The sequence below is a fragment of the Bacillus sp. FSL K6-0993 genome, assembly GCF_037977205.1.
Lineage (GTDB): Bacteria > Bacillota > Bacilli > Bacillales > Bacillaceae > Bacillus > Bacillus subtilis.
In genome coordinates, this window is record NZ_CP150275.1 from 1108849 (window position 1) to 1134077 (window position 25229).

Annotated in this window: 19 protein-coding genes and 1 pseudogene; 10 read left to right on the forward strand and 10 right to left on the reverse strand. The window is 46.9% G+C overall.

Annotated features, from left to right (window positions below):
* Positions 1-83 precede the first annotated feature (83 nt).
* From addB to hlpB, 5 genes are all read left to right on the forward strand, one after another.
* On the forward strand, positions 84-3584 hold the full coding sequence (addB, locus tag MHH79_RS05750) for a helicase-exonuclease AddAB subunit AddB (protein ID WP_340035034.1): 3501 nt from the start codon (positions 84-86) through the stop codon (positions 3582-3584).
* The gene (gene addA / locus MHH79_RS05755) at positions 3571-7269 is read left to right on the forward strand and encodes a helicase-exonuclease AddAB subunit AddA (RefSeq protein WP_340035035.1); all 3699 of its coding nucleotides are present in this window, start codon (positions 3571-3573) and stop codon (positions 7267-7269) included. Before addB ends, addA begins: the two co-directional genes overlap by 14 nt.
* Before the next feature lie 71 nt (positions 7270-7340).
* Entirely contained in the window at positions 7341-8516 is a 1176-nt protein-coding gene (gene sbcD, locus MHH79_RS05760; RefSeq protein WP_047182392.1) for an exonuclease subunit SbcD, read from the forward strand.
* Positions 8513-11905: an exonuclease subunit SbcC gene (sbcC, locus tag MHH79_RS05765; protein ID WP_340035036.1), complete on the forward strand. Its 3393-nt coding sequence runs from the start codon at positions 8513-8515 to the stop codon at positions 11903-11905. The genes sbcD and sbcC overlap by 4 nt, the downstream gene beginning before the upstream one ends.
* Positions 11906-11918: 13 nt before the next feature.
* Complete coding sequence (gene hlpB / locus MHH79_RS05770; protein ID WP_015383294.1) at positions 11919-12221, forward strand: HNH nuclease-like protein HlpB; 303 nt, start codon at positions 11919-11921, stop codon at positions 12219-12221.
* A gap of 36 nt (positions 12222-12257) precedes the next feature.
* Here the strand turns inward: hlpB and MHH79_RS05775 are convergent, their stop codons facing one another.
* The 8 genes from MHH79_RS05775 to MHH79_RS05810 form a co-directional block, all read right to left on the reverse strand.
* Entirely contained in the window at positions 12258-12476 is a 219-nt protein-coding gene (locus MHH79_RS05775) for a spore germination protein (RefSeq protein WP_003233096.1), read from the reverse strand.
* Positions 12477-12507: 31 nt separating this feature from the next.
* Positions 12508-12909 carry a spore germination protein GerPE gene (locus MHH79_RS05780; RefSeq protein ID WP_032725362.1) on the reverse strand — a complete coding sequence of 134 codons (402 nt, stop codon included), beginning with the start codon at positions 12907-12909 and terminating at the stop codon, positions 12508-12510.
* On the reverse strand, positions 12909-13085 hold the full coding sequence (gene gerPD, locus MHH79_RS05785) for a spore germination protein GerPD (RefSeq protein WP_014476380.1): 177 nt from the start codon (positions 13083-13085) through the stop codon (positions 12909-12911). Before gerPD ends, MHH79_RS05780 begins: the two co-directional genes overlap by 1 nt.
* On the reverse strand, positions 13082-13699 hold the full coding sequence (locus MHH79_RS05790) for a spore germination protein GerPC (RefSeq protein ID WP_014476381.1): 618 nt from the start codon (positions 13697-13699) through the stop codon (positions 13082-13084). The genes gerPD and MHH79_RS05790 overlap by 4 nt, the downstream gene beginning before the upstream one ends.
* A gap of 23 nt (positions 13700-13722) precedes the next feature.
* Positions 13723-13956, reverse strand: a complete 234-nt coding sequence (locus MHH79_RS05795; protein ID WP_340035037.1) for a spore germination protein GerPB — start codon at positions 13954-13956, stop codon at positions 13723-13725.
* A gap of 14 nt (positions 13957-13970) precedes the next feature.
* Entirely contained in the window at positions 13971-14192 is a 222-nt protein-coding gene (locus MHH79_RS05800) for a spore germination protein (RefSeq protein ID WP_003233088.1), read from the reverse strand.
* 422 nt (positions 14193-14614) lie between these two features.
* A complete protein-coding gene (gene yisI / locus MHH79_RS05805; RefSeq protein ID WP_003233086.1) occupies positions 14615-14785 on the reverse strand; it encodes an aspartyl-phosphate phosphatase YisI in 171 nt (56 codons plus the stop codon).
* Between the two features lie 145 nt (positions 14786-14930).
* Positions 14931-15854 (reverse strand): CotH kinase family protein, encoded by a 924-nt coding sequence (locus MHH79_RS05810; protein WP_063335014.1) that lies wholly within the window; start codon positions 15852-15854, stop codon positions 14931-14933.
* A 154-nt stretch (positions 15855-16008) separates the two neighbouring features.
* Between MHH79_RS05810 and MHH79_RS05815 the strand changes: the two genes are divergently transcribed.
* From MHH79_RS05815 to wprA, 3 genes are all read left to right on the forward strand, one after another.
* A complete protein-coding gene (locus tag MHH79_RS05815) occupies positions 16009-16914 on the forward strand; it encodes a fumarylacetoacetate hydrolase family protein (RefSeq protein WP_063335015.1) in 906 nt (301 codons plus the stop codon).
* A gap of 115 nt (positions 16915-17029) precedes the next feature.
* Positions 17030-17386, forward strand: coding sequence for a YisL family protein (locus tag MHH79_RS05820; protein ID WP_014479397.1), 357 nt, complete (start codon positions 17030-17032; stop codon positions 17384-17386).
* A gap of 167 nt (positions 17387-17553) precedes the next feature.
* On the forward strand, positions 17554-20238 hold the full coding sequence (wprA, locus tag MHH79_RS05825; RefSeq protein ID WP_063335016.1) for a cell wall-associated protease WprA: 2685 nt from the start codon (positions 17554-17556) through the stop codon (positions 20236-20238).
* A 30-nt stretch (positions 20239-20268) separates the two neighbouring features.
* Here the strand turns inward: wprA and MHH79_RS05830 are convergent, their stop codons facing one another.
* Positions 20269-20847 (reverse strand): DUF2777 domain-containing protein, encoded by a 579-nt coding sequence (locus tag MHH79_RS05830; RefSeq protein WP_080467295.1) that lies wholly within the window; start codon positions 20845-20847, stop codon positions 20269-20271.
* Between the two features lie 145 nt (positions 20848-20992).
* On the opposite strand from MHH79_RS05830, the gene asnB reads away from it, so the two are divergent.
* Both asnB and MHH79_RS05840 read left to right on the forward strand, forming a co-directional pair.
* Positions 20993-22837, forward strand: coding sequence for an asparagine synthase (glutamine-hydrolyzing) (gene asnB / locus MHH79_RS05835; RefSeq protein WP_100506208.1), 1845 nt, complete (start codon positions 20993-20995; stop codon positions 22835-22837).
* Positions 22838-22918: 81 nt separating this feature from the next.
* Positions 22919-23748: pseudogene (locus tag MHH79_RS05840) on the forward strand (phytoene/squalene synthase family protein).
* 29 nt (positions 23749-23777) lie between these two features.
* Here MHH79_RS05840 and MHH79_RS05845 read toward each other — a convergent pair.
* Positions 23778-25145 (reverse strand): MATE family efflux transporter, encoded by a 1368-nt coding sequence (locus MHH79_RS05845; RefSeq protein ID WP_014476390.1) that lies wholly within the window; start codon positions 25143-25145, stop codon positions 23778-23780.
* Positions 25146-25229: the final 84 nt, after the last annotated feature.

Consider the following 25229-nt stretch of genomic DNA (forward strand, 5'->3'; position numbering starts at 1 on the left):
CGTTTTTACCAATAGATCAGATTGGTCATTTTCGTCAACATTCGATAAAATATATAGAGATAAAAAGAGAGGGGTCTTCTAATTTGGGAGCAGAGTTTTTAGTAGGCAGGTCCGGGAGTGGAAAAACGAAGCTGATCATCAACAGCATTCAGGATGAATTGCGCCGGGCTCCATTCGGGAAGCCGATCATTTTTCTAGTCCCGGATCAAATGACGTTTTTAATGGAATACGAGCTTGCTAAAACGCCAGATATGGGCGGGATGATACGCGCTCAAGTGTTCAGTTTTTCACGATTGGCTTGGCGCGTCCTCCAGCATACGGGAGGAATGAGCAGGCCGTTTCTGACGAGCACCGGCGTACAAATGCTCCTGCGGAAGCTCATTGAGGAGCATAAACAGGAGTTCAAAGTCTATCAAAAAGCGAGTGACAAAAGCGGGTTTACCGCACAGGTTGAGCGGATGCTGACAGAGTTTAAGCGCTATTGTCTGGAACCGGAGGATATCCGCCGGATGGCGGAAAGCGGAACGGCTTCCGAGTATCGCGGAGAACGTGTTTTATCTGAAAAGCTCCATGACTTATCAATTCTGTATCAGCAAATGGAAAAAAGCCTCGCAGACCAATATCTTCACTCTGAGGATTATTTGACATTGCTGGCAGAGCATATCCCGCTTGCGGAAGATATAAAAGGCGCCCATATCTATGTGGATGGCTTTTATCAGTTTACACCGCAGGAATTCAGGGTGTTGGAGCAGCTTATGGTTCATGCGGAGCATATCACGTTTTCGCTCACAGCGGACAAGCCGTCATATGAGCGGGAGCCGCATGAACTGGAATTGTTCAGAATGACGGGGAAAACCTATTACCGCCTGCATCAGAAGGCGAAGGAACTGAATTTGGACATTACGTATAAAGAGCTGAGCGGGACTGAGCGGCATACAAAGACGCCGGAATTGGCGCATCTAGAGGCACAGTATGAAGCGCGTCCGGCCGTTCCATACGCAGAAAAACAAGAAGCCCTTACTGTGATGCAGGCCGCAAACAGACGAGCTGAGCTGGAAGGCATTGCCCGGGAAATTCACGCCCTAGTCAGAGAGAAGGGATATCGCTATAAGGATGTAGCAATTCTTGCGCGCCAGCCGGAAGACTACAAGGATATGGTGAAGGAAGTTTTCGCAGATTACGAGATTCCTTATTTCATTGACGGAAAAGCATCTATGCTGAACCATCCGTTAATTGAATTTATCCGGTCAAGCCTTGATGTTCTGAAAGGGAATTGGCGTTATGAAGCGGTGTTTCGCTGCGTGAAAACCGAACTGCTATTCCCGCTCAATGAACCGAAGGCCAAAGTGAGAGAACAGGTCGATCAGCTCGAAAATTACTGTATCGCCTATGGTATTAAAGGCGACCGCTGGACAAAGGGCGATCGGTTCCAATACAGGCGTTTTGTGTCATTGGATGATGATTTTGCGCAGACTGATCAGGAAATCGAAATGGAAAACATGTTGAATGACACCCGCGATTGGATTGTTCCGCCGCTTTTTCAGCTTCAAAAACGCATGAAAAAAGCGAAGACGGTTCAAGAGAAGGCGGAGTCGCTCTATCGTTATTTAGAAGAGACGGATGTGCCGCTGAAGCTGGATCAGGAAAGGCAGCGTGCTGAGGATGACGGCAGAATCATTGAAGCGCAGCAGCATCAGCAGGCGTGGGACGCAGTCATTCAGCTGCTTGAGGAGTTTGTTGAAATGATGGGAGACGATGAGATTTCTCTTGATTTGTTTCAGCAAATGATAGAAGCCGGCGCGGAGTCGCTTACATTTTCTCTAATTCCGCCTGCGCTTGACCAGGTGTTTGTCGGCAATATGGATTTGTCCAGAATGTATGGCACCTCCTGCACCTTTGTGCTCGGGGCAAACGACGGCGTTCTGCCGGCACGCCCTGATGAAAACGGGGTCCTGTCGGATGATGACCGGGAATGGCTGAAAACGATAGGGGTTGAGCTATCCTCAGGCGGACGGGAGCGTTTGCTTGATGAGCACTTCCTCATCTACATGGCGTTTTCAAGTCCGTCTGACCTGCTTTACGTATCGTATCCGATTGCTGATGCGGAAGGAAAAACGCTTTTGCCGTCGATGATCGTTAAGCGGCTGGAAGAACTGTTTCCGCATCATAAGGAGCGCCTGTTAACAAATGAACCTGAACAGGTCAGCGATGAGGAACAGCTGATGTATGTCGTGAATAAAAGCGTGGCACAGTCCTTTACCGCGAGCCAGCTCAGGTTATGGACACGGGAATACGACATCAGCGACGTCTGGTGGAGCACGTACAATGTGCTGATGAGTGAGCCGGACAGGCTGCAGTCGAAAAAGCTGTTCTCAAGCCTGTTTTTCCGGAATGAAGTGAAGCAGCTTGAACGCAGCGTGTCGAGACAGCTCTATGGGGAACGCATTCAGGGCAGTGTATCGAGAATGGAAACCTTTAACGCATGCCCGTTTTCCCATTTTGCGTCACACGGGCTGCATTTGAAGGAACGGCAATTCTTCAAGCTTGAAGCACCGGATATCGGCCAGCTGTTTCATTCCAGCTTAAAGCTGATTTCTGACAGGCTGCGTGAGCAAAAGCTGGATTGGCGCGATTTAACGAAGGAGCAGTGCGAGCTGTTTTCCTATGATGCGGTAGAGCGGCTGGCACCGAAACTGCAAAAGGAAATTCTGCTCAGCTCAAACCGGCATTATTATGTGAAGGAAAAACTGCAAAAAATTGTGACACGTGTGTCCGGCATTTTAAGCGAGCATGCGAAAGCGAGCGGATTCGTACCGATCGGGCTTGAACTGGGCTTTGGAGGAAAAGGGCCGCTTCCGCCGCTGACCTTTCAACTGAAAAACGGCTGTACGATGGAACTCGTCGGGCGAATTGACCGTGTTGATAAGGCTGAAAGCTCAAAAGGCCTGCTCCTCAGGATTGTCGATTATAAATCAAGCGACAAAGGGCTTGACTTAGCGGAAGTATATTACGGATTGGCACTGCAAATGCTGACGTACCTTGATTTATCGATTACACATTCAGCTGACTGGCTCGGGATGAGGGCGACGCCTGCCGGAGTGCTGTATTTCCATATTCATGACCCGATGATTCAATCTAATCTCCCGCTTGGGCTTGACGAGATTGAACAGGAGATCTTTAAGAAATTTAAAATGAAGGGCTTGCTCCTCGGTGATCAGGAAGTGGTTCGCCTCATGGATACAACCCTTCAAGAGGGACGGTCAAATATCATAAACGCCGGCTTGAAAAAAGACGGATCTCTTAGATCAGACTCGGCAGCAGTCGGTGAAAAGGAATTTGATCTTTTGACAAAACATGTGCGCCGCACCTTCCAGGAAGCGGGCGAACAAATCACCGACGGGCGCGTATCCATTGAGCCGTACAAAATGAAGAACAAGACGCCGTGCACATACTGTGCGTTCAAATCAGTATGCCAATTTGATGAATCACTGGAAGAAAACGAGTATCGCCCATTAAAGGCTGAAAAGGACAAGACAATACTTGAGTGGATAAAAAAGGAGGCGGATGGCAATGAACATTCCTAAACCGGCAGACAGCACATGGACAGATGACCAATGGAATGCCATTGTTTCAACCGGCCAGGATATTCTTGTGGCAGCGGCTGCGGGCTCTGGTAAAACCGCTGTGCTCGTTGAACGAATGATTCGGAAAATCACTGCGGAGGAAAACCCAATAGATGTAGACCGTCTTCTCGTTGTGACATTTACAAACGCCTCAGCGGCAGAGATGAAGCACCGAATCGCAGAAGCCTTGGAAAAAGAGCTTGTACAGCGCCCCGGCTCGCTGCATATTAGACGCCAGCTGTCTCTTTTAAACCGGGCCAGCATTTCGACGCTCCATTCCTTTTGCCTGCAAGTGCTGAAGAAATATTACTACTTGATTGATCTTGATCCGGGCTTTCGGATAGCTGATCAGACGGAAGGCGAGCTGCTCGGGGATGAAGTGCTTGACGAGCTGTTTGAAGACGAATACGCAAAGGGCGAAAAGGCGTTTTTTGAGCTTGTTGACCGCTATACGACAGACCGGCACGATCTGGATCTGCAATTTCTCGTTAAACAGGTGTACGAGTATTCCCGATCCCATCCCAACCCGGAGACGTGGCTGGAAAGCTTTGTTCATTTGTATGATGTATCAGAAAAGAGCGCCATCGAGGAGCTGCCGTTTTATCAATATGTCAAAGAAGATATTGCAATGGTGCTTAACGGGGCGAAGGAAAAGCTCTTGCGCGCGCTTGAGCTGACGAAAGCGCCGGGCGGCCCGGCGCCGCGTGCTGACAATTTTCTTGATGATCTTGCGCAGATTGATGAACTGATTCAGCATCAGGACGATTTCAGTGAACTATATAAGCGGGTGCCCGCCGTCTCTTTTAAGCGTGCCAAAGCAGTAAAAGGGGATGAGTTCGATCCAGCGCTCCTTGATGAGGCGACAGATTTGAGAAACGGCGCAAAAAAACTGCTTGAAAAGCTCAAAACCGACTACTTTACGAGAAGTCCTGAACAGCACTTGAAAAGCCTAGCCGAGATGAAGCCTGTCATTGAAACGCTCGTACAGCTTGTCATCAGCTATGGAAAACGATTCGAAGCTGCGAAACAGGAAAAATCAATCATCGATTTTTCTGATTTGGAGCATTACTGTTTAGCGATTTTGACAGTTGAGAATGACAAAGGTGAACGTGAGCCGAGCGAGGCTGCAAGGTTTTATCAGGAACAGTTTCATGAAGTGCTCGTTGACGAATATCAGGATACCAACCTCGTGCAGGAATCGATTCTGCAGCTCGTCACAAGCGGGCCGGAGGAGACTGGTAACCTGTTTATGGTAGGAGACGTCAAACAGTCGATTTATCGATTCAGGCTCGCGGAGCCGCTTCTTTTCCTTTCTAAATACAAACGGTTTACAGAGAGCGGAGAAGGCACGGGGCGGAAAATCGATTTAAATAAAAATTTCCGAAGCCGGGCTGATATTTTAGACAGCACAAACTTTTTATTTAAACAGCTGATGGGCGGCAAAATCGGTGAGGTCGATTATGACGAGCAGGCTGAGCTGAAGCTTGGTGCAGCGTATCCGGACAATGACGAGACGGAAACAGAGCTGCTGCTGATCGACAACGCAGAAGATACGGATGCAAGCGAGGAAGCAGAAGAGCTTGAAACGGTGCAGTTTGAGGCAAAAGTCATCGCTAAGGAAATCCGCAAGCTGATTTCATCGCCATTTAAGGTGTATGACGGAAAAAAGAAAACACATCGCAATATTCAATACCGAGATATCGTGATTTTGCTCCGTTCGATGCCGTGGGCTCCGCAAATCATGGAGGAGCTGAGAGCACAGGGCATACCGGTTTACGCCAATTTAACGTCAGGCTATTTTGAAGCGGTCGAAGTCGCCGTCGCGCTTTCTGTGCTGAAGGTGATTGATAATCCGTATCAGGATATACCGCTTGCCTCTGTGCTGCGCTCACCGATTGTCGGAGCAGATGAAAACGAGCTGTCTTCGATCCGGCTTGAAAATAAAAAAGCGCCGTACTATGAGGCGATGAAAGACTACCTGGCTGCTGGTGACCGGAACGATGAGCTTTATCAAAAGTTAAATACGTTTTACGGACATCTGCAAAAATGGCGCGCGTTTTCGAAAAACCACTCAGTATCTGAGCTGATTTGGGAAGTGTACCGCGACACCAAATATATGGATTATGTCGGCGGCATGCCGGGCGGAAAACAGCGCCAGGCCAATTTGCGTGTTCTTTATGACAGGGCGCGTCAATATGAATCAACGGCATTTCGCGGCTTGTTCCGTTTCCTGCGGTTTATCGAACGCATGCAGGAGCGGGGCGATGATCTTGGTACGGCGAGAGCGCTCAGCGAGCAGGAGGATGTTGTCCGCTTAATGACGATCCACAGCAGCAAAGGGCTCGAATTTCCAGTCGTGTTTGCAGCGGGTCTCGGCCGGAATTTCAACATGATGGATTTAAATAAATCGTACCTGCTGGACAAGGAGCTCGGGTTCGGCACGAAGTATATTCATCCGCAATTGCGCATCAGCTACCCGACGCTACCTCTCATTGCGATGAAGAAAAAAATGCGCAGGGAGCTGCTGTCAGAGGAATTGCGTGTTCTCTATGTTGCATTAACGAGAGCGAAGGAAAAGCTGTTTCTGATTGGCTCATGTAAGGATCATCAGAAACAGCTTGCAAAATGGCAGGCATCCGCGTCCCAAACTGATTGGCTTCTGCCGGAATTTGACCGCTATCAGGCGAAAACGTATCTAGATTTCATCGGGCCGGCTCTTGCCAGGCACAGAGACTTGGAGGATTTGGCTGGTGTGCCAGCTCACGCTGATATCTCAGATCACCCGGCTCGTTTTGCCGTTCAAATGATCCATTCCTATGATTTGCTTGATGATGATCTGGAAGAAAGAATGGAAGAAAAAAGCGAGCGCCTAGAAGCGATCCGCCGAGGTGAACCAGTTCCCGGCTCGTTTGCGTTTGATGAAAAAGCCCGCGAGCAGCTGAGCTGGACATACCCGCATCACGAGGTGACGCAAATTCGGACAAAGCAATCGGTTTCTGAGATCAAAAGAAAAAGAGAGTACGAGGATGAATACAGCGGCAGGGCCCCTGTAAAACCGGCTGATGGAAGCATTCTGTACAGACGTCCCGCTTTTATGATGAAAAAAGGCCTGACAGCTGCAGAGAAAGGGACTGCCATGCATACGGTTATGCAGCATATCCCGCTGTCACATGTACCGTCGATAGAAGAAGCTGAGCAGACGGTTCAAAGGCTCTATGAAAAAGAGCTTCTCACTGAAGAACAAAAAGACGCTATTGATATAGAAGAAATCGTGCAATTTTTCCATACAGAAATCGGCGGACAGCTGATCGGCGCTAAGTGGAAGGACCGGGAAATACCATTCAGCTTAGCGCTTCCGGCCAAGGAGATCTATCCTGATGCACAGGAGGCGGATGAGCCGCTTTTAGTGCAGGGTATCATTGACTGTCTCTATGAAACTGAGGACGGATTATATCTATTGGATTATAAGTCGGACCGGATTGAGGGCAAATTCCAGCATGGATTTGAAGGAGCGGCCCCGATCTTGAAGAAACGATATGAAACGCAAATTCAGCTGTACACAAAGGCAGTTGAGCAAATTGCAAAAACAAAGGTAAAGGGATGTGCGCTTTATTTCTTTGACGGGGGGCACATTCTCACATTATAGCGAGATCCATAAGCTCCGGAATTTTAGGCGGAGCGGGTCTCGTTTTCTATATAAAAGAGAGGTGAAAGCATTTGCGGATTTTACATACGGCTGACTGGCATCTTGGAAAAACGCTTGAAGGAAGAAGCAGGCTGAGTGAACAGGCCGATGTGCTGGATGAAATGAATACGATTGTAAAGGATGAGCAGATCGATGCCATTGTAATGGCGGGGGATGCATTTGACACCGTAAACCCGCCAGCTTTAGCCGAGCAGCTGTTTTATGAAAGCCTGTCTGCGCTTAGCGACAGAGGAAAGCGCCCGATCGTCGTCATTGCCGGAAACCACGATAATCCTGACCGTTTGTCCGCCGCTTCACCGCTGACACATGAAAACGGCATTCATTTAATCGGTTATCCGACAACAGAGCCGATTCATATTGAAGTGCCTTCAGCAGGAGAGCTTTTGGCGGTTGGAGCACTGGCGTACCCATCTGAAGCGCGGTTAAATGAAGTGCTATCCGATACGTTTGATGAAAAGCTGCTCCGTGATCACTATGATGTGAAAATCAGGCAGGCGTTTGAGCATATGACAAGCCGGTTCCGGAACGATGCAGTGAAGATTGCCGCCAGCCATATTTATGTGGCAGGCGGAAACCAAACCGATTCAGAGCGGCCGATTGAAGTCGGCGGTGCATACACGGTGGCTGCTGAAAGCCTGCCGGCAGATGCCGCTTACGTTGCGCTCGGCCATTTGCATCGCCCGCAAACGATCAAGCGGGCGCGGACGCTTGCGCGTTATTCAGGATCTCCGCTCGCCTACAGCTTTTCTGAAGCGGGCTACGCTAAATCAGTGACGATTGTGGACGCAAAGCCTGGGGAAGAGGCCACTTGGCAAGAGGTGTTATTATCAAGCGGCAAGCCACTTGTGAAGTGGAAAGCGGCAAATGGATTGAGTGAGGTATATAGCTGGCTGGATGAAGGCAGAGATCAGAATGCTTGGATTGACCTGGAAATCCGTGTCGCGGACCAGCTGTCACTTGAAGAGATTCACAGGCTGCGGAAGGCGCACCCGGGCTTTATCCATATCAGGCCGGTTTTTGAAGAACAGAACAAAGACCGGGAACGGATCGAGGTTAAACATGTCTCAATCGAGGACCGCTTTAAGAAATTTTATGAAAAACAAACTGGCGGTGCGATGCCGGATGAAGAAATGGTGAAGCTGTTTTTAGAGCTTGCATCAGGCGTTGAAGAGGAGGATGCGAAATGAAGCCGATCGCTTTAAGCATTAAGGGGCTCCATAGCTTTAGAGAGGAGCAGACGATAGATTTTGAAGGCCTTTCCGGTGCCGGTGTTTTCGGCATTTTCGGCCCGACAGGAAGCGGTAAATCCTCTATTCTCGACGCAATGACGCTTGCTTTATACGGAAAGGTGGAACGGGCGGCGAATAATACGCACGGTATCTTAAACCAGGCGGAAGATACGCTGTCTGTTTCCTTTACCTTTGCGCTTCAGACGAATCACCAAATCTCATACAAAGTCGAGCGTGTGTTTAAGAGAACGGATGAAATGAAGGTGAAAACGGCACTTTGCCGCTTCATCGAAATCAAGGATGAGCATACGGTGCTGGCTGATAAAGCCAGCGAAGTGAATAAAAGAGTTGAGGAGCTCTTAGGGCTGACGATCGACGATTTTACGAGAGCGGTGGTGCTGCCCCAAGGGAAATTTGCTGAATTTCTGTCTTTAAAAGGGGCAGAGCGCAGGCATATGCTTCAGCGTTTATTTAATTTGGAGCAATATGGAGACAGGCTTGTGAAAAAGCTGAGACGGCAGGCGCAGGAAGCCAATGCGAGAAAAAATGAAATGCTTGCTGAACAGTCCGGTCTCGGTGAGGCGAGCTCAGAGGCAGTTGAGCAGGCTGAAAAGGCTCTCGAACAAGTTGAAGCCCGGCTGGAAGCGATGAGGGAGAACCGTAATCAGGCGAAGGAGCGGTTTACAGAGCATCAGGAGATATGGAATGTCCAAAAGGAAAAATCCGCTTATGAAGAAGAGGAAAAACGTCTCGCAGAAGAACAGCCGCATATAGACAGTATGCAAAAACGCCTGCTGGAAGCAGAAACAGCAGCAGCCCTTAAGCCCTATGCGGACCGGTACGCAGAAGCGATCCAGCATGAGGAGCAAGCTGAAAAGGAACAAACGCTAGCCCAAAAGGATTTAGCAGACCGGACAGCTTTCTTTCAGCAAAAACATGAAGAGTATGAAGCGTGGCGCCAGCATAAAAGCGAGAAAGAGCCTGAGCTTTTAACCAAACAGGAACAGCTTTCACGCTTGCAGGAAATCGAAATCAAACTGAGTGAGGCCAAGCAAGAGGAAGAGCGCAAAAAGGCTGACCTTCGGCAGAAAGAAGAGGCTCTTCAATCTGTCATGAATGAATTAGAGACCGTAACAGACCGCCTGACACGAGGGCAAAACAGACAGACAGAATTGAAACAGCAGCTCAAATCCCTGCAGGTGACATCCGATGAGCGAAAAAGCTGCCAGCAGGCCGCAGAAATGGCATTGCGCATCAGACAAACCGAGGAACAAATCAAAAAAGAGAAAAAACGAAGTGACGAATTGAACCTCGTGCTTCAGAAGATAAATGAAGAGAAGAATACACTCGTTCAAAAGACGGAAACAGAAGAAAACAACATCATTCAGGCATATGAGGCAGTTCAAACTGTGTACCATTTGGTGTGCGAAACGGAACGCTCATTAACACGTATGACGGAAGAGACTAGAAAGAGTCAACACACGCTTCACTTACAGCGTGAAAAAGCAAGGGTGGCACTGCTGACAAAAGAGTTAGCCCAAAAGCTGACTGCCGGAAAGCCTTGCCCGGTATGCGGTTCAACCGATCATGATCCATCTGCCTCAGTACATGAAACGTATGAAGCCGACAGCCATCTTGAAGAGGACATCAAACGGACAGATGTGTTATTGACGGAAGCTGCAGCTCTCAGCCAGGAGATTCTTTCAGCCAAAATTACGCTTGAAGAACAGTCCGCGCGCTTTATTGAACAGTGTCCGTTTTTGCAGACAATTCAAGCACAGAACCTTGAAGCGGCAGCTTCCTTCGAACATCAGCCGGTGTATGAAGCATTTGAAACTGCCAAATTTGAATGGAAACGAATCAAGCAGGACATTCTTTCTGTTAAGACACGAATGGCACAAATGATTGGCGCCTATCAGGAGTCTTTAAAAAAGGCCGAGCAGCTTAATGAAAAAATCGGTTTTGAAAAAAGAGAAGCTGACCGTATTGAAAGCATCATCAGCGAGCTTCAATCCTCAATGGACGGCAGTCTGAACATGTTTAAAGAAGCATTTCAGAATCAATCTGTGGACGAAGCAGAAAAATGGCAGCAAGCCATTGAAGAAAAGGACCGGGCTGCAGAAGAATGTGAAAAACGAATTGAGAAGAGTATCGCGTTTCTTGCTGAGCATGAAGCACAAAAGGAAAAACTGCGGGAATCTGGACACCGGCTTGAACGGGAAAAGCTGGAGCTTCATTATGCGGCTGAACGCATCAAGAGCGTGATAGCTGATTATGAGCACGAACTCGGAGATTATGCAAAAGGAGATTCGATTCAAATCAAACTCCGCTCTGTCCAGCAGGATCTAAAGCTGTTAAAGGAAAAAGAACAATTTTTATATGAAGAACTGCAAAGCGCCCAAATGAAGCTCAACCAGGCGAAAAGCCGCGCTTCTGCAAGCGAGCTCACTCTTCAAGAGGCGAAGGGCAGATTGGAAAAAGCAAAAGCTGCTTGGCTTGAGCATACAAAAAACACCTCCATTACCCGGACTGAGGAGGTTGAACAAAGTCTCATCCCAGCTGATGAACTTGAAAAGATGAAAACCGGCATAGACCAGTTTATGGATAAACTGAAGCAAAATGCTGCAAACTTAAAACGAGTAGCAGAGATACTTGCCGGCAGAGCATTATCAGAGAGCGAATGGAACGAAACCGTTGCAGCATTACAAGAAGCTGAGGACGCATTTGGCATTGCTATAGAGGAAAAAGGCGCGGCAGCAAAAGCACTGGCTGTCATTCGCGAACATCATAAACGGTTTAATGAAATTGAAGCTGAACTGAAAAAATGGCAGACGCATATCGACAGGCTGGACAAGCTGCAAGCTGTGTTTAAAGGCAATACCTTCGTCGAATTTTTAGCTGAGGAGCAGCTTGAAAGCGTTGCGAGGGACGCCTCAGCAAGACTCAGTATGCTGACAAGACAGCGCTATGCCATCGAAGTAGATTCAGAAGGCGGCTTCGTGATGCGGGATGACGCGAATGGAGGCGTAAGACGCCCGGTTTCCAGTTTGTCTGGAGGAGAGACCTTCCTCACCTCGCTTTCACTTGCTCTTGCGCTGTCTGCGCAGATCCAGCTTCGCGGGGAATACCCGCTTCAGTTCTTTTTCTTAGATGAAGGCTTCGGCACACTGGATCAAGATCTGCTTGATACGGTTGTAACGGCCTTGGAAAAACTTCAGTCAGACAATCTGGCTGTCGGTGTCATCAGCCATGTGCAGGAACTGCGTGCACGGCTTCCGAAAAAGCTGATCGTCCATCCGGCTGAACCGAGCGGCCGCGGTACGCGGGTATCACTTGAGTTGATGTAAGGGAGGAGCGGATATGGCAAAGCAGACTGCCGGAATATGTGAGCTGTGCGGCCGGAGCGATGTCCAGCTGACAGAGCATCATCTCACACCGAAAGAGGAAGGCGGAACGTTTTTGCCGACAGCGATGCTCTGTATTCCTTGCCATAAACAGATTCATGCCTTATATACCAATCAAGAGCTCGCTGTACGTTTAAACGGAATGGCTGAACTCAGAAGCAATCCAGAGCTTGCCCGGTTTGTCAAATGGATCAGAAAACAGCCGCCTGAGAAGCTGATCAAAACAAAGAAATCAAATGAACGAAAAAAGAAAAAATGACTAAAAAGCAGCCCTCTCTTTGCAGAGCGGCTGCTTTTATCCGTTTCCAACCATATCCTGATCGTTGACATCGGGGTCTATATAATTTGTCGCGTTGACTGCGTTATTTAATAGAAGGAAATCTCCCGTGTTTCCTGCTCCCGAACCGAGCGCAGATTTTGAAGAGCTTTTCGGAGAAAGGTAAAAGGAATCACCAAAGTTTACGACTCCGCCCGATATGGAATTGATAGCTATAGGCCCGACAATTGCTGGCATAAACGACACCCTTTATCGAAGTCTCTGTTTATTATATGTTCTTGGCGGGCGATTGTGAGCGCGGAGACTGAATCTGTCTGATATGTTTGATTCTCGCATCACCGCGGATAAGCGAAGCTGAACCAGCATGTAAAACAGAAGAGGCAGACACCCCTTGAATTTTGATGCTGCGAACATAAATAGCCGGCACCTCGTGGCAAAATGCGCTTTGTACACCTGTTTCGGGAATCGGCTTCACTGCCTGCTGCTGAAAGATCTGATACTCCTTTTTGTTAAATGAGCCTTCATTATTGTAAAACGTGGACAGAGAACGCTGAACAGCAAATACTTTTACACTCATATCGATTTCATTTGTGTCGCCAACTTGAAACACACTTGCGATCCCGAGGGAATTAAACTTAACTAGTCTGATGCGTGATATGCGTTTAAGCATTATTCTGGCGCAATCGGAGCAAACGGCCCGATAATAAGAGATTCAGGCGGTGTATCAAAAATAGAAGACAGGTAAATGGATTCAGTGTCTCCGATGTGGAAAACGGAGGAACTGGATACACCGTTCATCCGGATGTCCCCGACTTCCAAGCTGCGGTTGATGACTGTAAAGATCATGCTTGCTCATCTCCTTTCATTTCTGATGGAATATGCTCCAGAAAGTGTTCTACAGCGCGGATGACATCACGCTTCACATGCTCAGCGATATGTTCTGCATATTGTGCAGGCGGTGTATTTTCTTCTTTTTTGATATGGGACATATAATAGTGAATCCGGCTATCCATTTGTTTTCTGATGTCTTCAATGACATGATGTCTGTTTGTATCGTCAAGTCTGCTGTCATATTGGTTTTCAAGCTGTTCCAAAATATCTGGGATTTCCTCGGTTAAGTACATGTCGACATTCTGCCGGATCTGCTGCATGAGCTGAGCACTCTCTTCCTGCTGCATCATCCCGATTTGCGGTGTCGACTGGCTGACTTCAAAGTTTTGGACGCTGTTCGGGTCAGTCGGATTTAAGCCGATATTCAAAGTTCCGTCGAGCCTTTCGATTTTCAGCTGATCAAATTTATACTCCACACGCTCAATGGTAGTGGCCGGCCGCTGTTTCATCGTATTCATTTCAGTTTGAATCTCTTTCAGCTGACGTTCGAGCTGCTGAATGTGAATCGCCTGCTGCTGAACGAAGGAATTCAAGTTTTGCAGGTAAGAGGAAACAGATTGATCATACATGTTCTTTCACCTCTTTCATATGATTAACGGCCAGGAGGCTGGAGCGGGACCAATGAACCTGTAGAAGGCCCCTGTAATTCAACTGGCTGCCCCGCGGAGGCTACCTCAGGTGCGGCCTCTACATAACTCCCTGTATTATACAAATTTGACATAGACTTGATTGATCCGGCGCTCCCGATTTGCAGAATGGAGGAGTTGCTGATTGATTCCAGCCGGAGATAGTTGATTTGAATGGTTTGATTAATATAGAAGTTCATGAGCCTCACTCCTTTTACGCATTGGCCACGATCGGCTGATCAACCGCATCATTGTCATACACATTCGTCGCGTTTTGATAATTCATCACCTTGAGGCTGTCGCCGGTATTAAAGCTGCCAGCACCGGCAAACGTTCTGACCTGAGCCTGAGGAGAAATCGTAATGCAGTCCCCGATGTGAACGACTCCGCTCGTACCAATCGCATTAATTTTAAACGCTCCGACAATGGCCGGCATACGAGCACATCCTTTGTTGAAAAATTAAAAAAAGACAGGTAAAGTGAAATGACAATTCTGATTTCAATTGGGCTATTCACGATAGCTTATGACAAACGCACATATGTGTGAGAGAAATTTAAAGGGGACATATCGGCTCTTGGTGAAAGCGTTTTATTTTTTCGGGCCGTTATGTTTAAACATGGCAAAAGAGGATGTTGGGTATAAATTGAGCGGAAATGCGGCGAAGGATGCCGCTATCCGCCTATGGTGATTTTTGTTTATTTCTTTGGTGTTTTTGCGTGTAGAATGCTTTTTGGAGTATGTCGTGCTGCGGTATTCGATTTTTGGGCGGGCACATTCTCGCCCTGAGGTATATCCCAGAAGTGCTGAGCAAAAAGCGGAGTTACATGTGGTGTATTCTAATCGTTATAGAAAATGATTTACATACGGGAGTTTTCAAGATATCTCCCAAAAATCATTTCTTCTTTAATCCGGGTATTCAGCAGGATATCCAGCTCTTGGCTGCATTGAATCGTTTCTTTTGAATTCATGCCGTATTTTTGTGCGGTTTCAATTAGTGTGATCCTCATTTCTTCAATTTTACTGTTCATTACGCTATCTCCAATTCTAGATTTTATTTTGATATAAATACAGGATATCGTTAGTATAACCTATTTTGGCTCAAAAGGTTGCCTTTCGTCAATTTGACTAAAAAAGCGACAATTTTTGCTGCGGCCTTTTTTAATGGAGAAAGGACTAAAGTCTTGCTAAGTGTGCTTGCAAAAAGTCCTGCCGTTCCTCAATTTCTCTAAGTATGTTTGTCTGCTCCTTTTCGATCTGAAAGGGGCTTTTTTTGATAAAAGGATCATCAGCAGCACTTTGACAAATGTCAAGGTACCATTCGTTGATGAGAGGAGATAATCGTTCAATAGTAAACGACCGCTTCAGCACGTTTTTCATTAAGGTGTGATATTGCGACCGGAAGGCGGGAATGGATAGAAGCCTTGAGGAAAGCGTCTTTCCTTTTGTCAGAAGCGGGTCTTCTTCATACCATTCTTGTACGGCAAGCGATCTTGTCTCCATCGGGGAAACGTAAAGCCGACCGGATTCGTTTAAACAAAATGTGTAGTAAAAGCCTTGATTGGTGCAGGCGTTGCCGATCAGCCACAAAAAAAACAGCTTGACATCCAGATACAATTTAATCCTTTCAGCCAATTCGTCATCTCCGGCTGTGCGGATCAGTATGAAAAATTCATGTAAGAATGCCGAGGAATCATTGTTAAAAAGGGACAACGGAACCCTTGGATCGGCCGTCTTTGCTCCGTAACTCGTTTTACCGGCTGGCTGATGGTTCTTGATGTTCAAATAAATGCCTTCAGGCTGGCCATTGATTGTCAGAAAGCTGTACGAGGCAGCGGGAGCAGGTACGCCGATCTGGTCAAAAAAACAATAGGCGAGTCTGCGCCGCATCAGGGACGGATCATCCTGTTCTGCATTCAAAAAAAGTGTCCTTTCACCAAGCAGAGACTTTTCCCAGCTGATTTCATAGGATGCCTTTTCCGCTCTGTCACGCTGTGTGAGAAGAATGGGAGAAACAGATCGATCTGTTACGAAAAGCCCCTTGGCAGTACCTTTCCTTTTCAGCTGCTCCCGATGAAAAAATAAATGCACGCGCTCCATATTCTTTCCTCCTTCTCAAAACGACATTTGTATGATATGTAGAGCAAGCCCGTCCTGAAACGAAATGAAAACGGAATTGAGAAAAAGGGATTTCAGCATTCGACAGAGAATACATGAAGGAGCATTCTGATTTAAAAGATGATGGAGGAATAACATGAAATTTGCGACAGGGGAACTTTACAACCGAATGTTTGTCGGCCTGATCATTGACGATGAGAAAATTATGGATTTGCAAAAGGCTGAAAAAAAACTGTTTGAACTTGAGACGATTCCGGGATCGCTGATTGAATGTATCGCAGAAGGGGATAAATTCGTTGCGCATGCAAGGCAGCTGGCCGAGTGGGCAAAGAAACCGAATGATGAGCTGGGATCATTTATGTATTCATTATCTGAGGTGAAGCTCCATGCACCCATTCCGAAGCCATCAAAAAATATCATCTGCATCGGCAAAAACTACCGGGATCACGCGATTGAAATGGGAAGCGAGGCTGATATTCCGGAGCATCCGATGGTATTTACAAAATCGCCGATAACGGTTACAGGGCATGGTGATATCGTAAAGAGCCATGAAGAGGTTACCTCTCAGCTTGATTATGAGGGAGAACTTGCTGTCGTGATCGGAAAAAGCGGGACCCGCATTTCAAAAGAAGAAGCATATGACCATGTTTTCGGATATACGATTGTGAATGATATCACGGCGCGTGATCTGCAAAAAAGGCATAAGCAGTTTTTTATCGGAAAAAGCTTGGATACGACATGTCCGATGGGGCCCGTGCTTGTACATAAATCATCTATTCAGGAGCCAGAGCGCCTCAAGGTTGAAACAAGAGTCAACGGCGAGCTGCGCCAATCCGGTTCGGCAAGCGATATGATCTTTTCCATTCCGGAATTAATTGAAACCCTCTCAAAGGGGATGACGCTTGAAGCGGGCGACATCATTGCCACCGGTACGCCGTCTGGTGTCGGCAAGGGGTTTACGCCTCCAAAATTCTTGCGGTCAGGTGACAAAATTGATATTACAATTGATCCGATCGGAACGCTGTCAAACCAAATTGGCTGAATAAAACTGGAGGGCGGACCCGGACCCGCCCGTTTTTTCTGATAATCATCTTTGTGGCAGAGGACAAGTTCATGGTACTATAAGTGGGGTAATTTATCTGATAGGGGGAACATGTATGACACACCTACATATTACGACATGGGTGGTAGCGCTGATTCTGCTTTTCGTCAGCTACTCGTTGTATTCGTCAGGAAGTGCAAAGGGCGCAAAAATCACTCATATGATTCTGCGGTTATTCTATATCCTTATTATTTTGACAGGAGCTGAGCTGTTTGTCCGTTTTGCCAACTGGAACGGAGAATACGCCGGCAAAATGATTCTGGGCATTATCACCATCGGCCTGATGGAAATGCTCCTCATCCGCAAGAAAAAAGAAAAATCAACAGGAGGCCTGTGGATCGGCTTCGTCATTGTCCTTTTGCTGACAGTGCTGCTCGGTCTGCATTTGCCAATCGGTTTTCAATTGTTTTAATAGAAAAACCTATGAACCCGGCTCTTTGATAGAGTTGGGTTTTTTTATATTTATCCCCTTATATGCCAAATCATTTAAAATAACCTTAAAATTCCCTGTAAGCGGTATCTCGTCCTATGAAATTATGATACCTTCAAGGAGATTCATTATTTTGCAGGAGGGATAACATGAAACGCAGAAAATTCAGCTCGTTTGTGGCGGCAGTGCTTATTTTTGCACTGATTTTCAGCCTTTTTTCTCCGGGAACCAAAGCTGCAGCGGCCGGCGCGATCGATCAGGCGGCTGCTCTGGAAAACGGCAAAGAGCAGACAGGCGCCATGAAGGAGCCGGAACAGGTGAAATGGTACAAAGTGACCCCGGGAGCAACGGATATTCAGAAAAACTCACATATGGCACTGACCGTAAAGAGTGATTCAGTACTGAATGTATCTGTATATCCAAGTAAGGAAAAAGCGCTTAAAGATGAAACGTTTGAGATGTACCGTTCTTTCACAGCGGAGGATGGAAAAAGCGAAGTCATTTTTCCATACGCGTGGAGCGGCCCTTACTATGTAAAAGTTGAATACCTCGGAGAAGAAGAGCCAGAGGACGGCGGAACGGCAGAAGCAGCTGCAGAAGCCAAGTATACGATCGGGTATAAAGGCACCAAAAAACAGCCGTCAGATTTAGAAGAGGAAGAAGCTTGTCCGGTTGAAATGAGTGTCGATCAGAAGAAATCAGGAAAAGGCATCCTGGATAAGTTGAGAGCGATTCGTGATGAGCAGCTGAGCCAAACAGCAGAAGGCAAAGAACTGACAAGCCTTTATTACAAGGCAGCACCGTTTATCGTTGCAAAGCTCGCACTCAATAAAACAGCAAGAAATGAAATCTATCAGGATCTTGTGACATTAAAGCCGTTATTTGACGATGTGTCAGAAAACGGAGCATCATCTTCGTATAAGGTCACTGAAAAGGATCAAAAAGCGATCAACCGGCTATATGATAAAGCTTTACAATCAGTCCCGTCATTCCTTAAAGAGGAGATAAAGAAACAAGCGGACCGACTAAATATGAAGCAGCTGCAAGGCAAAACAGCAGGAGCCATTTTAACAGAAAACAATATTGCAGCAAAAAGTGAAGTTCAGACAACAAAGGTTATTTTCAAGGTGAAGGACAATAAAAGCCTCTCATCCGTACATAATGAAATGAAGGGCTTTTCTGCAAGCGCGCAATCGAAAAAAGACATATCTAATGTGAAAAAGGCAAAGAAACTGTTTGACAATCTGTATTCATTTGAACTTCCGAAAGACGAGAAACAGAACGGCGCATATACGGCAAGCGCCAAAAGGGTCAAAAGCGCTGCTGCGACACTATCCAAGATGTCCAATGTAGAGTTTGCGGAACCCGTACAGGAATACAAAAGCCTGGCAAACGATATTCAGTACCCTTATCAATGGCCGCTTAAAAACAACGGTGAAAACGGCGGTGTCAAAAACGCGGATGTGAAATATGAGCCTGCCAACACATTGCTGTCCAAACGCAAGCTTAACGATACACTCATTGCAGTAGTAGACACAGGCGTAGACAGCACGCTTGCTGATTTAAAAGGAAAAGTAAGAACAGATCTCGGACACAATTTTGTCGGACGAAATAACAATGCAATGGATGATCAGGGGCATGGGACGCATGTCGCAGGCATTATTGCGGCCCAAAGCGATAACGGCTATTCAATGACAGGATTGAATGCCAAAGCAAAAATCATCCCTGTAAAAGTGCTTGATTCCGCAGGTTCCGGAGATACTGAACAAATTGCTCTCGGCATCAAATATGCTGCTGACAAAGGAGCAAAGGTGATTAATTTAAGTTTAGGCGGAGGCTACAGCCGCGTGCTTGAATTTGCTTTGAAGTACGCAGCTGACAAAAATGTGTTGATTGCCGCAGCCAGCGGGAATGATGGAGAAAATGCCTTATCTTATCCTGCATCTTCTAAATATGTGATGTCGGTCGGCGCAACGAACCGCATGGATATGACCGCTGATTTCTCTAACTATGGAAAAGGTCTGGACATCTCTGCTCCAGGGTCGGATATCCCGAGCTTAGTGCCGAACGGAAATGTCACGTACATGAGCGGAACGTCTATGGCGACGCCGTATGCTGCCGCTGCTGCAGGATTGCTGTTTGCTCAAAATCCTAAACTGAAAAGAACAGAAGTTGAGGATATGTTGAAAAAGACGGCAGATGATATTTCCTTTGAAAGTGTCGATGGCGGAGAAGAAGAGTTGTATGACGATTATGGCGATCCGATTGAAATTCCGAAGACACCTGGTGTAGACTGGCATTCAGGCTACGGGCGGCTGAATGTCATGAAGGCTGTCAGCGCAGCTGATTTACAGCTTAAGGTCAACAAGCTGGAAAGCACTCAAACAGCTGTCAGAGGAAACGCGAAGGAAGGCACACTTATCGAGGTGATGAACGGCAAAAAGAAACTCGGCAGCGCCAAAGCCGGAAAAGACAATGCGTTCAAGGTTAATATCGCGACTCAAAAACAGGATCAAGTACTGTATGTGAAAGCAACAAAAGGCGATGCGAAAACATCGTATAAAGTTGTCGTCGTCAAAGGAAAACTTTCCGGCACACCGAAAGTAAACGCGGTGAAAACGAAGGATACGGCAGTAAAAGGGAAGGCAAACAGCAAAGCGATGATCAGAGTGAAAAACAAATCAAAGAAAGTCATTGCTTCTGCCAAAGCTGACGCAAAAGGAACGTTTTCGGTGAAAATCAAAAAACAAAAAGCCGGAACGGTGCTGTACGTCACGGCTGCGGATACAGATAAAAAAGAAAGCAAGGAAGCAAAAGTTGTTGTTGAAAAGTAACCAAAAAGCGGTGCTCGATGCACCGCTTTTTTATTTGCGCCCCCGTTGGACTGCTGAATACATAATGGATCGCTTTCCGTTTGAAGCCGTCCATTCAAAACGGTCTCCTCCTTCGCTGCTGTAGTGATGCTGCATCGCGCATTGTGCGGTGTCATTTGAAAAGTGATAAAAGGACACACCCTGCCCCGCCGAAGTATTCGAAAAGACTCCTTTATTATAAGAAAAGACGCAATCGAATACCGATAAGCCGAAGCTGTGCAAGTGCTGTAGAAATGCGAGAAAGGTTTCGTCGTCAAGCGAATCCAAAAGCGCCATGAGCGGCCGCTTGACTGATTTCTCATAGCGGATGCGTTCTCCGCCGGAAAGGGAGATGTTTTCTGCCCCGCATGCCAAAACCAACTTGTCCTGAAAGCCGGCTTGCTCCCACTTTCCTTTATGATGGATCCAGATTGGGCTGTGTTGGAGACTGTCCGCCAGCAGTATATCGCCTTCACCGTTTTCGATTAAGCAGATGCCGTCTTCAATGAGGATGGTGCCGTATTCCCACTTTCGTTCCTCTGTATATAACAATTGTTTCCGTTTCATCCATGCTGTCTCCTTTTTCTTCATTCCTCTCTTTTCTTTCCAATTCAAGCCTGTCCCATACAACTCTTTTATGGACAAATCAACTATCTGCCTATAGATGCATAAACTTACTAAGGTGCTGAAAGAAACGAAATTGTTACGAAAGAAACGGGATTGGAGCTGATGTCACATGTGTGGAATTACGGGTTGGGTCGATTTTAAAAAGCAGCTCGTCCAGGAAAAACAAACGATGGACAGAATGACAGACACTCTTTCCAAACGAGGGCCTGATGATTCAAACGTTTGGGGGGAGCACCATGTTTTATTCGGACATAAAAGACTTGCGGTTGTTGATATTGAAGGCGGACGCCAGCCGATGGCGTGTACCTATAAAGGCGATACGTACACCATTATTTACAATGGCGAGCTTTATAACACGGAAGATTTGCGCAAAGAATTGCGGGCGCGGGGCCATCAATTCGAACGTACGTCAGATACCGAGGTGCTTCTGCACAGCTACATCGAATGGCAGGAAGAATGTGTCGACCATCTCAATGGCATATTCGCTTTCGCTGTGTGGGATGAAAAGCGTAATCTGCTGTTTGCTGCGAGAGACCGTCTCGGCGTAAAGCCGTTTTTTTACACGAAGGAAGGCTCTTCATTTCTCTTCGGATCAGAAATTAAGGCAATCCTCGCGCACCCTGATATAAAAGCGCGAGTGGACAGAACGGGACTTTCTGAAATTTTCGGTCTTGGACCGTCCAGAACCCCGGGCACTGGCATATTTAAAGGCATAAAAGAAATCCGCCCGGCTCACGCGCTGACATTTTCCAAAGACGGACTTAATATTTGGCGTTATTGGAATGTTGAAAGCGAAAAACATACGGACAGTTTTGATGACACGGTTGCCAATGTCAGATCGTTATTTCAGGACGCGGTGACGCGGCAGCTTGTGTCGGATGTGCCGGTTTGCACATTCCTATCAGGCGGTCTGGACTCAAGCGCAATTACAGCGATTGCGGCGGGCCATTTTGAAAAGGAAGGAAAAGCACCGCTTCATACTTATTCGATTGATTACGAAGAGAACGATAAATATTTTCAAGCAAGCGCTTTTCAGCCGAATGATGACGGACCATGGATTGAAAAAATGACAGAGGCTTTCGGCACAACGCACCACAAATGCGTCATCAGCCAAAAAGATCTCGTTGATCATTTGGAGGAAGCTGTACTGGTCAAAGACTTGCCGGGAATGGCGGATGTCGACTCATCCCTGCTGTGGTTTTGCCGGGAAATCAAAAAGGACTTTGTCGTCAGCCTATCGGGAGAGTGCGCGGATGAGATTTTCGGCGGGTACCCGTGGTTCCATACGGCAGATGTTGAGTCTGGCTTTCCATGGATGAGATCAACGGAGGAGCGGATCAAGCTGCTTTCTGACTCATGGCAGAAAAAATTGAATCTGAAAGAATACGTAAATGCCAAATATGAAGAAACCTTGGCAGAAACGCCATTATTAGACGGAGAAACGGGTGTGGATAAAGCAAGAAGACAGCTGTTCTATTTAAATATGCTTTGGTTTATGACGAACCTTTTGGATCGGAAGGATCGCATGAGCATGGGGGCGAGCTTGGAAGTGCGGGTGCCGTTCGCCGATCACCGGCTTGTGGAATATGTTTGGAATATTCCGTGGGAAATGAAAATGCATGATAATCGGGAAAAAGGCATTTTGCGCAAAGCGCTTGAAGGCATTTTGCCTGATGACATTCTGTATCGCAAAAAAAGCCCGTATCCGAAAACACATCATCCGGAATATACAAAAGGCGTCAGCGAATGGCTGAAAACGATCAGAAGCCAAAAGGACTCCGTGCTCCATACCTTGCTGGACAGAAAACAATTAGATCAGCTTTTAGAAACGGAAGGCTCCTCCTTCAAGGTGCCGTGGTTCGGGCAGCTCATGAAGGGGCCTCAGCTGATCGCCCATCTTGCTCAAATTCATACATGGTTTGAAGCGTATCGCATTGATATTGATGAAGGATAAAGAAAAAGCCGATTCTGCTCAAAGGAATCGGCTTTTTCTTCATATACAATTGCGAGAAAACATAATAGACTTGAAGAAGCAGTGATACATAGGAGTGAAAAGAAATGAAAGAGATAAAAGAAGCCTATCAGCAATGCGGCCAGATCGTCAGCGCCCGCGAACCAGCCTGTTACAAAGCATTTTCGCTTCTACCGCTGAAGCAAAGGCAGGCAGCATGGGCTGTTATGGCGTTTTGCCATACGGCAGCCAATGCGGATGAGAAGGCGTTATCTGCCATTGAAGCTGAGGCGGAAGATGTTTTTTCCGGTACGTATAACGGGAATCATTTTTTGTGGAAGGCTTTCGGCCATGCGTACCAAACCTTTACACTGGACAGCGAGCCATTCCGTGAGTTCATTGCCACACAGAAAGCGGAAGATAAACCGTTTGGAAACCTTGATGAATTGCTCATGCACGCATACCAGACAGGCGGCGCAGCAGGATTGATGCTGCTCCCGATTATGGCGCGCCGGCATCAGAACCAGCTGACACATGCAGCTGGTTCTCTCGGTTTAGCGATTCAGCTGATTCGGATTCTGAGAGATTTCGGCACTGGCCAACAGCAAAAAAGCCGTATCCCTCGGGAAGTGATGCAGCAATTTGGATATACAGAGGACGACCTTCAAAAGGGCGTCGTGAATAAGGCGTTCACAATGACGTGGGAGTATATCGCTTTTGAAGCAGAAGCCTACCTTGAAGAGTGTCAGGATGCCTTGCCGCTATTTCCGCAGTATTCTCAAAAAACGGTGAAAGCCGCTCTTCATTTGTACCGGGCTGTTTTAGAAAAAATCCGGGCGAAGCAGCACGATGTATTTCAACATCACTTCGCTCTCACAGAGACCGAAGTGAAGCAGATTCTGTCTGATATCTAAAAAACACCCGGGCTTGATTGAGCCGGGTGTTACGCCATACCTTTTTGAATCCAGATACGTGAGCGCCATCTTCTGTACATTAAGATTCCCCGGACCCATTCATCCGCGATAAAAGAAATCCAAATGCCGGCAAGACCGAAACCGAGGTGGATGCCGAAAAGATAAGCAAGCGGGAGGCCGATGCCCCACATTGAAATCATTGCCATGTAAACCGGGAATTTCGCATCCCCCGCGGCCCGCAGAGAGTTAATGATAATGACATTAAACGAGCGGCCTGGTTCAAGGATAATGGTCATGGCAATCAATAGGCTTGCAGTTGCTATAATGTCAGGGCTTTGTGTGAAGAGTCCGATCAGGTCTTTTGAAAAGATCGTCATCAAAACAGAGGTAGCCGCAGCAATTCCGAGTGCCCAATATAAGCTCTTCATGCAGCGCTCATAAGCGGCATCAAATTGTTTGCCGCCGATATAACGGCCGATTAAGATTTGTGTACCCTGGCTGATCGCAGTGCCGAACAGCAAAATAAACATCGTAATATTTTGCGTATACACTTTTGTTGTCAACGCCTGCGCGCCCATGATGGCGATAAAATACGTGACAATCATTTGCGAAAGGTTGTATGAAAGCTGCTCTCCCGCAGAAGGAATGCCGATTTTCAGCAGCTTGCGCAAATGCTCTTTATGCATATGAAAGACTTTTTTCAGCGACATCTTCAGCTGAATGCGTTTGTTGACAATCACAATCATCGCGATTAATCCGATGACGCGAGCGATAGATGTGGACATGGCCACACCGGCAACGCCGAGAACAGGAAAGCCGAACAAACCGAAAATCACAACAAAGTTTCCGGCAATGTTTAAAATGTTCATGCCGATAGTGACAAACATTGTATCTTTTGTGTAGCCGTAGCTTTTTAAGATCGCGCTGAATGTCATGATTAAAGCCTGAATAAAGGACAGACCTCCGACAACTTGTAAAAAGACTTTCGCATCAGGCATCAGTGCGTTTGATAATCCCATCATATGAAGCAGAGGGACAGCCGCGAAAAAGACGACGGCGCTGATGGCCAGGCTGATGAAGAAGTTGGCGCCGATTGACACATAAGCGACTTCCATGGCTTCTTTCTTTTGCCGTGAGCCTAGAAATTGTGAAATGATAACGGTCGTTCCTGTTGCGATAAAGCTGAACATCACGATAATTAAATTTAAAATCTGGTTGCTGACGCCGACTGCTGCCACGCTGTTATCCGAGTATTGGCTGAGCATCAGTGTATCGGCATTACCCATAAACATATATAATGAGACCTCAATAAAGATCGGCCAAGTAAGCGAAAATAATGAGAACGTTTTGTCAGCGGGTTTTTTCAAAGCAGTTGATTTGAAGACAGCTTGTTTCATAGTGTCTAACCCCTTTCGTAAATAAAATCAACGTTTTAAAGTGTACCTCCATTTCCTTATAATAAAAAGGGATAGAAACGATAC

Coding starts and splice junctions, on each gene's coding strand:
- addA (WP_340035035.1), top strand. CDS start 3,571: ATGAACATTCCTAAACCGGCAGACAGCACATGGACAGATGACCAATGG.
- sbcC (WP_340035036.1), top strand. CDS start 8,513: ATGAAGCCGATCGCTTTAAGCATTAAGGGGCTCCATAGCTTTAGAGAG.
- hlpB (WP_015383294.1), top strand. CDS start 11,919: ATGGCAAAGCAGACTGCCGGAATATGTGAGCTGTGCGGCCGGAGCGAT.
- MHH79_RS05775 (WP_003233096.1), bottom strand. CDS start 12,476: ATGCCAGCAATTGTCGGGCCTATAGCTATCAATTCCATATCGGGCGGA.
- MHH79_RS05780 (WP_032725362.1), bottom strand. CDS start 12,909: ATGCTTAAACGCATATCACGCATCAGACTAGTTAAGTTTAATTCCCTC.
- gerPD (WP_014476380.1), bottom strand. CDS start 13,085: ATGATCTTTACAGTCATCAACCGCAGCTTGGAAGTCGGGGACATCCGG.
- MHH79_RS05790 (WP_014476381.1), bottom strand. CDS start 13,699: ATGTATGATCAATCTGTTTCCTCTTACCTGCAAAACTTGAATTCCTTC.
- MHH79_RS05795 (WP_340035037.1), bottom strand. CDS start 13,956: ATGAACTTCTATATTAATCAAACCATTCAAATCAACTATCTCCGGCTG.
- MHH79_RS05800 (WP_003233088.1), bottom strand. CDS start 14,192: ATGCCGGCCATTGTCGGAGCGTTTAAAATTAATGCGATTGGTACGAGC.
- yisI (WP_003233086.1), bottom strand. CDS start 14,785: ATGAACAGTAAAATTGAAGAAATGAGGATCACACTAATTGAAACCGCA.
- MHH79_RS05810 (WP_063335014.1), bottom strand. CDS start 15,854: ATGGAGCGCGTGCATTTATTTTTTCATCGGGAGCAGCTGAAAAGGAAA.
- MHH79_RS05815 (WP_063335015.1), top strand. CDS start 16,009: ATGAAATTTGCGACAGGGGAACTTTACAACCGAATGTTTGTCGGCCTG.
- MHH79_RS05820 (WP_014479397.1), top strand. CDS start 17,030: ATGACACACCTACATATTACGACATGGGTGGTAGCGCTGATTCTGCTT.
- wprA (WP_063335016.1), top strand. CDS start 17,554: ATGAAACGCAGAAAATTCAGCTCGTTTGTGGCGGCAGTGCTTATTTTT.
- MHH79_RS05830 (WP_080467295.1), bottom strand. CDS start 20,847: ATGAAGAAAAAGGAGACAGCATGGATGAAACGGAAACAATTGTTATAT.
- asnB (WP_100506208.1), top strand. CDS start 20,993: ATGTGTGGAATTACGGGTTGGGTCGATTTTAAAAAGCAGCTCGTCCAG.
- MHH79_RS05845 (WP_014476390.1), bottom strand. CDS start 25,145: ATGAAACAAGCTGTCTTCAAATCAACTGCTTTGAAAAAACCCGCTGAC.